Origin of the sequence: Sphingomonas sp. Leaf9 (assembly GCF_001421355.1) — a bacterium.
Classification (GTDB): Bacteria; Pseudomonadota; Alphaproteobacteria; order Sphingomonadales; family Sphingomonadaceae; genus Sphingomonas.
Genome location: NZ_LMKC01000003.1, coordinates 107,024 through 118,741, shown reverse-complemented (window position 1 = coordinate 118,741; position 11,718 = coordinate 107,024). Strand labels below are relative to the sequence as shown.

Annotated in this window: 13 protein-coding genes; 10 read left to right on the top strand and 3 right to left on the bottom strand. The window is 66.9% G+C overall.

The genetic code is table 11. The features are described from left to right. Positions 1–62: 62 nt before the first annotated feature. From ASE58_RS08455 to ASE58_RS08420, 8 genes are all read left to right on the top strand, one after another. Positions 63–542: an RNA pyrophosphohydrolase gene (locus ASE58_RS08455; RefSeq protein ID WP_055755778.1), complete on the top strand. Its 480-nt coding sequence runs from the start codon at positions 63–65 to the stop codon at positions 540–542. Between the two features lie 64 nt (positions 543–606). Next, positions 607–1,503, top strand: a complete 897-nt coding sequence (locus ASE58_RS08450) for a DUF481 domain-containing protein (RefSeq protein WP_055755776.1) — start codon at positions 607–609, stop codon at positions 1,501–1,503. A gap of 167 nt (positions 1,504–1,670) precedes the next feature. Continuing rightward, positions 1,671–2,879: a hydrolase gene (locus ASE58_RS08445; protein ID WP_055819934.1), complete on the top strand. Its 1,209-nt coding sequence runs from the start codon at positions 1,671–1,673 to the stop codon at positions 2,877–2,879. Continuing rightward, a complete protein-coding gene (locus tag ASE58_RS08440; RefSeq protein ID WP_055819930.1) occupies positions 2,876–3,886 on the top strand; it encodes an arginine N-succinyltransferase in 1,011 nt (336 codons plus the stop codon). Before ASE58_RS08445 ends, ASE58_RS08440 begins: the two co-directional genes overlap by 4 nt. Next, positions 3,883–5,142, top strand: a complete 1,260-nt coding sequence (locus tag ASE58_RS08435) for an N-succinylarginine dihydrolase (RefSeq protein ID WP_055819928.1) — start codon at positions 3,883–3,885, stop codon at positions 5,140–5,142. Before ASE58_RS08440 ends, ASE58_RS08435 begins: the two co-directional genes overlap by 4 nt. Positions 5,143–5,208: 66 nt before the next feature. Continuing rightward, entirely contained in the window at positions 5,209–5,430 is a 222-nt protein-coding gene (locus ASE58_RS08430) for a hypothetical protein (RefSeq protein ID WP_055755768.1), read from the top strand. A gap of 9 nt (positions 5,431–5,439) precedes the next feature. Continuing rightward, positions 5,440–6,237, top strand: coding sequence for a TrmH family RNA methyltransferase (locus ASE58_RS08425; RefSeq protein WP_055819925.1), 798 nt, complete (start codon positions 5,440–5,442; stop codon positions 6,235–6,237). Positions 6,238–6,267: 30 nt separating this feature from the next. Beyond that, on the top strand, positions 6,268–7,215 hold the full coding sequence (locus ASE58_RS08420) for an arginase family protein (RefSeq protein ID WP_055819922.1): 948 nt from the start codon (positions 6,268–6,270) through the stop codon (positions 7,213–7,215). A gap of 116 nt (positions 7,216–7,331) precedes the next feature. On the opposite strand, the gene rmuC is transcribed toward ASE58_RS08420, so the two are convergent. From rmuC to recR, 3 genes are all read right to left on the bottom strand, one after another. Beyond that, positions 7,332–8,756, bottom strand: coding sequence for a DNA recombination protein RmuC (gene rmuC / locus ASE58_RS08415; RefSeq protein WP_055755762.1), 1,425 nt, complete (start codon positions 8,754–8,756; stop codon positions 7,332–7,334). Between the two features lie 93 nt (positions 8,757–8,849). Continuing rightward, positions 8,850–9,374 carry a peptide deformylase gene (gene def, locus ASE58_RS08410; protein ID WP_055819919.1) on the bottom strand — a complete coding sequence of 175 codons (525 nt, stop codon included), beginning with the start codon at positions 9,372–9,374 and terminating at the stop codon, positions 8,850–8,852. A 31-nt stretch (positions 9,375–9,405) separates the two neighbouring features. After that, positions 9,406–10,002, bottom strand: a complete 597-nt coding sequence (gene recR / locus ASE58_RS08405; RefSeq protein ID WP_055819916.1) for a recombination mediator RecR — start codon at positions 10,000–10,002, stop codon at positions 9,406–9,408. Between the two features lie 54 nt (positions 10,003–10,056). Here recR and fmt point away from each other — a divergent pair, with 54 nt between their 5' ends. Both fmt and truA read left to right on the top strand, forming a co-directional pair. Next, positions 10,057–10,968: a methionyl-tRNA formyltransferase gene (gene fmt / locus ASE58_RS08400; protein ID WP_055819913.1), complete on the top strand. Its 912-nt coding sequence runs from the start codon at positions 10,057–10,059 to the stop codon at positions 10,966–10,968. Beyond that, positions 10,965–11,711, top strand: coding sequence for a tRNA pseudouridine(38-40) synthase TruA (gene truA / locus ASE58_RS08395; protein ID WP_055819912.1), 747 nt, complete (start codon positions 10,965–10,967; stop codon positions 11,709–11,711). Before fmt ends, truA begins: the two co-directional genes overlap by 4 nt. Positions 11,712–11,718: the final 7 nt, after the last annotated feature.

Sequence of the window (11,718 nt, the reverse complement as noted above, 5' to 3'; positions counted from 1 at the left end):
ACCGCACAGATAAGATGCCGATGCGCCTCGCAAAAGGCAGCCTCAAGCGATAGGAAGCGGCGATGGACAAGACCGCCCTCCCCTATCGCCCCTGTGCCGGCGTCATGCTGCTGAACCGTGACGGACAGGTGTTCGTCGGCCAACGGCTCGATTCGACGCTGGAAGCGTGGCAGATGCCGCAGGGCGGGATCGACGATGGCGAAGCGCCGGTCGACGCCGCGATCCGCGAGCTGCGCGAGGAAACGGGCGTCGCCGCCGACAAGGTGCGGCTGATCGCCGAAAACCCGGCAGAGCTGCTCTACGACCTGCCCGACGACATGATCGGCAAGATCTGGAAGGGGAAATGGCGCGGGCAGCGGCAGCGCTGGTTCCTGTTCGCGTTCGAGGGGACGGACGCCGATATCGACATCCAGACGCCCGAGCCGGAGTTCCGCGCATGGCGCTGGGCCGATCCCGCCGACCTGCCGTCGATGATCGTGCCGTTCAAGAAGGCGCTGTACGAACAGGTCCTCGCCGGGTTTGCCGACCATCTGCATCGGTGAAGCGCCTCTCACATGCGATGAATCGTTCAGCCTATATGCATTCGATCGGCTATAGCGGGCGGTGATGCCTAACCCCGCGATCCTCCTGCCGCTCGGCCTGTATTTCGCGGAGCCGCCGCCCGAGCCGGACCTGCCGATCGAAATCCGCACGATGCTGGAAGAGGCGATGGCGTCGGGCAACGACAACGACGTCGCGACGATCGTGCGATATGCGCGCAAGGCCGCGCCGAAACATTCGCAGAAGATCGCCGAGCTGGCGTCGCATTACACGTTCGAGCGGTCGGAAAAGACCGAGAAGCGGCTGCGCACCGCGTCGTTCGGCGCGCTGGTCAAGGGCCGGGCCGAAGTCGGCGGATGGGTCAATGGCGGCAATTCGGACAGCCTGGGCGTGACCGCGATCCTCGACCTGGCGCGCGAAGGCTATCGCTGGCGGCACAAGTTGAAGCTGCAGGCGGATTATCAGGAAACCAACAACATCCCGACGCGCGAACATTATCTCGCTGCGTTCGAACCGAACTACAAGGTCGACGACCGGCTCTATATCTATGGCGCGGCGCAGTATGAATCGGACAAGTTCTTCGGCTATTACGACCGCTATTCGGCATCGACCGGGGCGGGCTATACCGTCGTCGCCAAGGGGCCGGTGACGCTCGACCTCGAACTGGGGCCGGCATTCCGCTATACGTCGTTCACGACCGATACGGTCGAACGGAACCTGGCGGCGCGCGGGTCGGTCGATTTCGGGTGGCGGATGACCCCGGCGCTGACGCTGCGGCAGAATACGTCGGCCTATCTGCAGGATGCCAACAGCACCGTCACCAGCCTGACCGCGGTCGATGCCAAGGTGCTGGGGCCGCTATCGGCTCGACTGTCGTACAACATCCAGTATGAAAGCCGGCCGCCGGTCGGGCGGGTCAACGCCGACACGACCGGCCGCGCGTCGCTGGTGTACGCGTTCTAGGCGTTTTTTGCTTAGGGCCGTCACCCCGGGCTTGACCCGGGGTCCCGCTTTCTCCCCACCGTTGCAGAAGAGGCGGGACCCCGGATCAAGTCCGGGGTGACGTGGGTAGGCGCGGTTGCTCGCCACAAGAGGTTCCGTTTGATACCGGATCGCTCTACACCTACCCGATGGACAGGATGAATGAGGCGGAACGCCGGTCGATCGACGCGATCGATCAGGCGGCGATGCTGGCGCAGGTCGAACAATGGGTCGCGGTGAACAGCGGGACGCGCAACGTCGCGGGGCTGAATACCGTCGCTGGGATGCTGGCCGACAGCTTTGCCGAGCTGCCGGGCGAGATTACGCTGGTCGATCCCGACCCGGTCGAGAGCGTCGAGCCCGACGGCACCATCCGCACGATCGAACATGGCCGACATCTGCTGGTGCAGGTCCGCCCGGAGGCGCCGGTGCGGATGCTGTTCACCGGGCATATGGACACGGTGTATGGTGAAACCCACGCGTTTCAGGCGACGCGCTATACCGATCCGAATACGCTGAACGGCCCCGGCGCGGCGGACATGAAGGGTGGGCTGTCGGTCATGCTGGCGGCGCTAAAGGCGGTCGAGGCCGGCGGGATCGGTGATCGCTTCGGCTATGACGTGATGATCAATTCGGACGAGGAAACCGGCAGCTTCTCCTCGGCCCGGCTGATCGACCGGGTGGCGCGGGGGAAGGTCGCGGCGTTCACCTACGAACCCGCCCTGCCCGATGGCACGTTGGCGGGGGCACGCGGCGGCACCGGCAATTTCTCGATCGTCATCACCGGGCGCAGTGCCCATGCCGGTCGCAACCCGGAGGAAGGCCGCAACGCCATCGTCGCCGCCGCCGATATCGCGTTGCGGCTAAGCGCTGCGCGGAGCCCGCGACTGGCGGTCAATCCGGCACGGATCGATGGCGGCGGGCCGAACAATGTCGTGCCCGACCATGCGATTCTGCGCGTCAATTTCCGCCCGCATGGGAGCGACGAGATCGAACGGGCGCGTGCCGAGATCGATGCAGCGGTGGCGGCGGTCGCGGCGGCGCATGAGGTCACGATCGCGGTGCATGGCAGCTTCAATCGCCCGCCCAAGCCGATCGACGCTGGCGCCGCCAAGCTGTTCGCGCTGGTGCAGGCGGCCGGGGCCGACCTGTCGATCCCGATCGCGTGGCGCGATACCGGCGGGGTGTGCGACGGCAACAATATCGCCGCGTGCGGCGTGCCGGTCATCGACACGATGGGCGTACGCGGCGGCGCGATCCACTCGAACGACGAGTACATGATCGTCGACAGCCTGGCCGAACGCGCCCGGCTATCGGCGCTGAGCATTGCCCGGATTGTGGCACAGGGGGGATTGTGACGTTTCGAATCCGTGCGGCGCGCGAAAGCGACCTGAAATATCTGTACGAAATGGCGAAGCTGACCGGCGGCGGCTTCACCAACCTGCCGCCCGATCGCAACGCGCTGATGACCCGGCTGGAGCGGAGCGCCATGGCGTTCAGCCATGAGGAGGACAGCCCGCGCGACGAAGTGTTCGTGCTGGTGCTGGAAAATATCGACACCGGCGAGGTGCGCGGCACGTGCCAGGTGTTCACCAAGGTCGGGCAACGCTGGCCCTTCTATTCCTATCGCGTCGCGACGCTGACCAAGCATAGCGAGGCGCTGGGCCGGACCTTCCGCGCCGATATCCTGAACCTCGTCAACGACCTGGAGGGATCGAGCGAGGTCGGCGGGCTGTTCCTGCATCCGGGTGAGCGCGCCGGGGGGCTGGGCCTGCTGCTCGCGCGGTCTCGCTATCTGTTCATCGCGCGGCATCGCGGGCGCTTTGCCGACCGGGTGCTGGCGGAGCTGCGCGGGATCATCGACGAAGCGGGCGGATCGCCCTTTTGGGACGGGGTGGCTGGGCGCTTCTTCGGCATGACGTTTCAGGATGCCGACCAGTTCAATGCGATCCACGGCAACCAGTTCATCGCCGACCTGATGCCGCGCCATCCGGTCTATATCGCGATGCTGCCCGAGGCGGCGCGCGGGGTCATCGGCCTGCCCCACCCGACCGGGCGCGCGGCGATGCGGATGCTGGAGAATGAAGGCTTTGCGTATGAGAATTACGTCGACATCTTCGACGGCGGCCCGACCATGACCGCGCGGACCGACCAGATCGCGACGGTGCGCAACCGCCGCGAACTGCAGGTGGTGGCGATTGGCGAAGGCGGCAGCCCCTCGCTGTTGGCGACGGGGCGGCTGGCTGATTTTCGCGCATGCATGGGCGACGTGACCCTGCGCGACGACGGGATCGTGATCGATGCGGAGGCCGCGCGCGCGCTGGACGTCACGGTCGGCGATATGATTTCGCAGGTGGCACGATGAGCGTGCGCGAGATCAATTTCGACGGGATCATCGGTCCCAGCCACAATTATGCGGGCCTGAGCCACGGCAATCTGGCGGCGACGCGCAACGCGGGCGAGACGTCGCGCCCGCGTGCAGCGGCGTTGCAGGGGATCGCCAAGATGCGGGCGAACCTCGCGCTGGGGCTGACGCAGGGCATCCTGCTGCCACATCCGCGCCCGGACCATGGCTGGCTGGCCGCACTGGCGACCGATTATGCCGGTGCCGCGCCGCATCTGCGAGCGCAGGCGCTGTCGGCCTCCGCGATGTGGGCGGCCAATGCCGCGACCGTTTCGCCCGCCAGCGATTGCAGCGACGGGCGCTGCCACCTGACCGTCGCGAACCTCGTGACGATGGCCCATCGCAGCCATGAGTGGCCGGCGACGCTCAAGCAGTTGCGCACCGCCTTTTCCGGCGACGCGTTCGTCGTGCATGGCCCGGTGCCGGCACCGTTCGGCGACGAGGGCGCGGCCAACCATATGCGGCTGTGCGACACGCACGACGCGGCCGGCGTCGAGGTCTTCGTCTATGGCGTGAGCGGCGGCCCCTTCCCCGCGCGCCAGCATGTCGAGGCGTCGGCGGCGATCGCGCGGGCGCATGGGCTGGACCCGGCGGCCACGCTGATGGTGCGGCAATCGGACGCGGCGATCGCGGCGGGCGCGTTTCACAACGACGTGGTGGCGGTCGCCAACGAACGCGTGCTGTTCGCGCATGAACAGGCGTTCGAGGATCGCGAGGGCTTCTTCGCCGACCTGCGACGCGCCATGCCGTCGGTCGAGATCGTCGAGGTGCCGGCCGACCGGGTGAGCCTGGCCGATGCGATCACCTCCTACCTCTTCAATGCGCAGTTGGTGACCCTGCCCGATGGCGGTGGCATGGCGCTGATCCTGCCGGGCGAGGCGCGCGACAATCCACGCGTCTGGAGCTGGTTGCAGGAAATGGTCGCGGGCAACGGCCCGATCCGCCGGCTGGAGGTGGTCGATGTGCGCGAATCAATGGCCAATGGCGGTGGCCCCGCCTGTCTGCGGCTGCGCGTCGTGGCCGATCCGGCGACGATCGATCCGCGCTTCCTGGTCGACGAAGCAAAGCTCGACCGGATCGCGGCGGTGATCGAGGCGCATTGGCCCGAGCGCATTGCACCCGCCGATATCGGCGATCCGGCGCTGATCGAGCGGATCGAAATTGCGCGGCAGGCGCTGCTGGAATCACTCGACCTTGTCGGGTTAATTGACAATTAACCATCAGCCGGGCGGCAGGATTGGCGGAAAACCGCCATTGGTACGTATTTTGCGTATTTTGGGATCATGCTGACCCGGCTCAAGAACCTTTTCACGATCAAGTCGAAGTTCGAGGCGTTCCTCGTCATCTATGGCCTGGGCGTCGGCGCGGTCGAGCGCGGCTTTCATTACATGGCGCAATATCCGGGGATCGGCGGCAAGCTGTTGTTCGCGGTCTGCCCGATCGCGGTGTTCATGGCGGGCACGCGCATCCTCGATTCCATCGACGCGGAGCGCGCGGGGCGCTAGGCGGGCAATATGCCACGCGAAATTACCGCCTATTCGAACCCGATGGTGAAGTCCGCGCGCAACCTGCGCGAGAAACGTCACCGCCGCGACCAGCGCCGCTTCCTGGCCGAAGGGTTGCGCATCCTGACCGAAGCGCGCGAGGCGGGGTGGCTGCCCGCGGAGCTGTATTTCGCGAGCAGCGAGCAGCATCCGCTTCTGCAGACGCTGATCGAGGAGACCGAGGCGTCGGGCGGCATCGCCATTTCGACTACGGTCGACATTCTGTCGAAGCTGTCGGGCAAGGATAATCCGGGGTCGGTCGTCGGGGTCTATGACGAATTTTCGACCGCGCTTTCCGGCATCGACCGGCGCAACGCATCGCTGTGGCTGGTCGCCGAACGGCTGCGCGATCCGGGCAATCTCGGTACGATCCTGCGCACGGCGGATGCGACGGGAGCCGGTGGGCTGATCCTGATCGACGAATGCGTCGACCCATTCTCGGTCGAGGCGGTGCGGGCCAGCATGGGGGCGATCTTTACCGTCGCCGTCGCGCGGGCCGACTGGGCGACGTTCCGCGACTGGCTGCGTAAGGGGCCGGGCACGCTGGTCGGCCTCAGCCTAGACACGACACAGGATTATCGCGCGGCGAGCTATCCCGATCCGACCTTCCTGCTTACCGGCAACGAGGCGCAGGGGATGCCCGACCATATGGCCGCCGAATGCGACTTGCTGGTCAAGCTTCCGATGCTGGGCAAAGCCGACAGCCTGAACGCGGCGGTGGCAACGGCGGTGATGGCCTACACCGTGCTGGGGCAGCACCGGCCCTGAACCTTTGCGCCGGCGGGGGATTGAGAGGGGATGACCCGACCGACCTTCGCCGCCCTGCCCGCCGCCGACATCGATGCGCTGGAGCGCCCCAGCATCGTCCTGTTCGGCGTGAGCGAAGCCACACCCTATGACGATGGCGAGCCGAGCCATTCGGCCGACGCGCCTGCCGCGATCCGCGCTGCGTCGCTGGGGTTCGCGCGGCAATTGTCGCAGATCGATTTCGATCTGGGCTTTACCCCCTTTCCCGATCCGGGCGATGCGCGCGGGGTGGTCGATATCGGTGATGTCGATACCCGGCCGGAAGATGCTCCGGGCAATCGCGAGCGGATCGAGGCGACGACGCGCGCGGTGCTGGATGCCGGCGCGGTGCCGATCCTGCTGGGCGGGGACGATTCGGTGCCGATCCCGTTCGCGGCGGCCTTCGCCGATCACGGGCCGCTGACCGTCGTGCAGATCGACGCGCATGTCGATTGGGGCGACGATATCCGGGGCGAGCCGCTGGGCTATGGCTCGCCGATGCGGCGGCTGGCGGAGATGCCGCAAGTCACGGGCATGGTGCAGGTCGGGGTGCGCGGGCTTGGCAGCGGAGGCCAGTGGCAGATCGACGATGTGCGCGGCTGGGGCAGCCGGATCGTCACCGCCTATGACCTGATCCGCGGCGGGATCGACGCGGCGATCGCGCAGGTGCCAGCAGGTGAGCGCTATCTGGTGTCGATCGATTGCGACGGGATCGACCCGGCGGTGTTTCCGGCGGTGGCGATGCCGACGCCGGGTGGATTGCGGTATGAGGAGGTCGTGATGCTGCTGAGCGCGCTGGCGGACAAGGGCGAGATCGCGGGGCTGGTGCTGGCGGAATATGTCCCGGCGCGCGACGACCCGCATCGTTTGTGTGCGGGAATGGCGGCGCGGATCGTCGCGGTGACAATGGGGCTGGTGCTGGGCGATAATGGGCAGGTGCCGCCACGACCGGGGCGGTAAGGAGTTCGTTGGCACCCCACCTTCGCGGGGGTTACGAGAACGATCCGGCAATCCGGACTTTCGCAAAGGTCATGGTCTTTGCCGGGGTGACGCCCGTCAGCGGATAGTGCGCGCGCTTATTCCGCCGCCGCACCCTCCGCTTCAATCCGCTCTTCCACTGCGTCTTCCGCCTGCGCGATGGCGACGGCCAGCTTGGTCAGCGGGCGCGGCGACTGTTCGACGACCGGCAGCGGGTCGATGCTCTTGCCGCCCGTGTCGATGTTCAGCGTTTCGAAGCGCTTGGCCGAAGTCATCACCTGCGATTCGAGGCTGCCGACGAACGCGTTGTAGGCGGTGTTCGCACCCTCCAGGTTCTTGCCGAGCTTCGCGACATGGTCGCCCATCTTGGCGAGGCGGGCGTGGAGTTCGCGGCCCAGCTGGCCGATCTGGCGCGCTTCGCCGGCGAGCTTTTCCTGCCGCCACACGGCCGCGACGGTGCGGGCGATGGCGATCAGATTGGTCGGCGTCGCGATCAGCACGCGGCGGTCGAACGCATAGTCCCACATCGACGGATCATGTTCCAATGCGGCGGCGAGGAAATGTTCGCCCGGCACGAACATCACGACGTAATCGGGCGTATCCTCGAACTGCGACTGATAGCTCTTGGCCCCCAGCGCGTTGACGTGGTTCTTCATGGACGCGACGTGGGCGGTCATGAACGCGGCGCGCTCGACCTCATCGACCGCGCCATGCGCGTCCTGATAGGCGTTCAGCGACACCTTGGCATCGATCACCAGGCTCTTGCCGCCGGGCACCTTGACGATGGCATCGGGACGCAGGCGACCGTCGCCATGGTCGACCGAGACCTCCATCTGGAAATCGGTATGTTCGGCAAGGCCACAGGTTTCCAGCACGTTGCGCAGCTGCTGCTCGCCCCAGCGACCGCGTGCCTTCGGGGCGGAGCGCAGCGCGTTGACCAGCTTCGCCGCCTCGCTCTTCACCGATTCCTGCCCGATGCGCATCGCGTCCATCAGGCCCTTCAGCGTGCCATAGGCTTCCTGCCGCTCGCCCTCGACCTTGGTCATGCTGGCTTCGTAGCGCTTCAGCGTCGCCTCGACCGGGGCCAGCAGCGCCTTCAGCTTCATCTCGTTGGTGTCGCCGGCCTGGGCGAAGCGTTCGTTGGCGCGTTGCAGAAACGCCTTTTGCGCGCCGTCGAGCATGATCTGCGCGGTTTCGCGGAACTGCCCGGCCATCGCCTCGCGCGCGTCCTTGAACTCGGTCAGCCGTTCCTCGAACGCGGCCGCATTGGCCTTGAGCGCAGCATGGTCGAGCAGCAGCGCGTCGCGGTCACCACGGATTTCGGCCAGCTCCTCGCGCAGTGCCGGTACTTCCTTCGCACGTTCGGTCGCGAGTGCGAGGTCGGCGATCGCCTGCTTGAAATCACCCTCGCGGCTGTCGCGTTCCTCGCGCAGCGACTGGACCTGGCGGGTGCCCATCAGCCAGCCGATCGCCAGCCCCGCGAGCAGGACGGCGGCGACGATGACGATGACAAGCGGGTCCATGCGATACTCCGGGAGGAACGGAGAGGGAACCTACCCCCGCCCCGCCCGACGGGCAAGGTGATGGGGGTTCGGTTCGTCGCGTTGGAAAGGTCCTCAGGCCGCCTTGCGCGCCTTGTTCAGCTTCTTGATGACCATATCGCGCTTCAGCCGCGACAGATGGTCGATGAACAACACGCCGTTCAGATGATCCATCTCATGCTGGAGACAGGTCGCCATCAGCCCGTCGAGCCATTCGTCATGGGACTCGCCCTGTTCGTCCAGCCACGTCACGCGGCAGCGTGCGGGGCGGACGACATCGGCATATTGTTCGGGGATCGACAGGCAGCCTTCCTGATAGGACGACAGCTCTTCCGACACTTCCTCGATCACCGGATTGACGAAGGCGTGCGGCGCCTTGACCGGCTTGCCCTCTTCATCTTCCTCGTCCTGCAGGTCGATGACCAGCACGCGCTTGGGCACGGCGACCTGGATCGCGGCGAGGCCGATGCCGGGTGCGTCGTACATCGTCTCGAACATGTCGGCGATGAGGGTTTTCACCTCGTCCGTCACGCCCTCGACGGGTTCGGAGACGAGGCGGAGGCGGGGATCGGGGATTTCGATGATCGGAAGAATAGCCATAGCGGTCGGGTAAGTAGCATAGTTTCGCCGGTCAAGCGACCGGGCGTCGTGCCCGGAGCGCCTGTGCCAGCGTGCCTTCGTCCAGATAGTCGAGTTCGCCGCCGACCGGCAGGCCGTGCGCGAGCTGGGTCAGGCGGACGGGAAATTTCTCGATCCGCTCGGCGATGTAATGGGCGGTCGTCTGCCCCTCCAGCGTGGCGTTCATTGCCAGGACGACTTCATCGATGCCCCCTGCCGCCACGCGGCCGACCAGCGAGTCGATGGCGAGGTCGTCGGGCCGCACGCCCTCCAGCGCCGACAGCCGCCCGCCCAGCACATGAAACCGGCCGGGGAACAGCCGCGCACGATCGAGCGCCCACAGATCGGCGACCTCCTCCACCACGCACAGCGAGCGATCGTCGCGGCGCGGATCGGTGCAGATGCCGCACGGATCGGTCGTGTCGACATTGCCGCAGGTCGAACAGGTCGACAGATTGCGCGCCACCCGGTCAAGCGCGATCAGCAGCGGGTCGAGCGCCGTCTCGCGCTTTTTCACCAGATGCAGCACCGCGCGCCTGGCCGAACGGGGGCCAAGACCGGGAAGGCGGGAGAGCGCCTGGGTCAGCGCGTCGATTTCGGGAGAGGCCATCGCGTTCAAGATAGGGGGTTGCGCGGGCGGACGCCACGGTGTCGTAGAGGGCGCATGCGGATCATCTTCATGGGCACGCCCGAATTTGCGGTGCCAATCCTCCAGGCGCTGGTTGATGCGGGGCACGAGGTCGTTGCGGCGTACAGCCAGCCGCCCCGTCGCGCCGGGCGGGGCAAGGCGCTGACCCCCTCCCCCGTCCACCGGCTGGCCGAATCGCTGGGGATCGAGGTGCGGGTACCGGAGAGCCTGCGCGATGCGGAGGTGCAGGCGGCGTTTGCCGCGCTGCATGCCGATGTGGCGGTGGTTGCCGCCTATGGCTTGCTGTTGCCGCGCGCGGTGCTGGACGCGCCGCGACTGGGGTGCCTCAACGTCCATGGATCGTTGCTGCCTCGCTGGCGCGGAGCAGCGCCGATCCAGCGCGCGATCCTTGCCGGGGACGAAGAAACCGGCGTCGGCATCATGCAGATGGCGGCGGGGATGGATACCGGGCCGGTGCGGCTGGAGGGACGCACCCCGGTCTCTGGCAAGACGGCGGGCGAGCTGGCGGGCGAGCTGAGCGCGATGGGCGCGCGGTTGATGCTGGAGGTGCTGGCCGATCCGGACGCCTATCCACCGGTCGAGCAGGCAAGCGAGGGCGTGACCCATGCCGCCAAGATCGACAAGGCCGAGGCGAGGTTGCGCTTCGATGGGAGCGCCGTCGATGCCGAGCGGCAGGTGCGGGCGTTCAACCCGGCGCCGGGGGCGTTTTTCGAACTGAATGGCGAGCGGATCAAGGTACTGGCGGCGCGGGTAGATGACGCAGCCGCGGGTACCGAACCGGGCATGGTCGTTGGCGACGCACTGGAGATCGCCTGTGCCAAGGGGGTGCTAATCCCAACACAGGTCCAGCGTGCCGGACGCGGCGTTACCTCGGCGGAGGAACTGCTCCGCGGCTTCGCCATTCCCAAAGACACACGCATCGCATGACCCGCTTTGCCCTGACCGTCGAATATGATGGTCGCCCGTTCGTCGGCTGGCAGCGCCAGTCCGAGGGGGCGAGCGTACAGGGGTCGATCGAGCGCGCGCTGTTCGAGGTGACCGGCGAACACGCTGCCGTCCATGCCGCCGGGCGTACCGATGCCGGCGTCCATGCGACGGGCATGCGCGCGCATGTCGACGTGGCGAAGGCGATCGAACCGTTCCGGCTGATGGAGGCGCTGAACGCACGGCTGCGGCCCGATCCGGTGGCGATCCTCGATTGCGAAGTGGTGCCGGACGACTGGCATGCGCGGTTTTCCTGTCTGGGTCGCGCCTATGTCTATCGCATCATTTGCCGTCGCGCGCCGCTGACCCACGAACTGGGGCTGGCGTGGCGGGTGCCGCAGCCGCTGGATACCGATGCGATGGCGGATGCAGCGACGCGGCTGGTCGGGCGGCACGACTTCACGACGTTTCGTTCGGCGCATTGTCAGGCGGACAGCCCGCTGCGAACGCTCGACCGGCTGGCAGTGGAGCGCGACGGCGACCGGATCAACATCCACGCCGCCGCGCGCTCGTTCCTGCACCATCAGGTACGATCGATGGTCGGCTGCCTCGCGATCGTCGGACAGGGCAAGCGGACGCCGGACGAACTGGCGGACATCCTTGCGGCGCGCGACCGGGCAGCGCTGTGGCTGAACGCGCCGCCGGACGGGCTGTATTTCGTCGGGGCGACGTATCCGGCGATCTGATGCAACC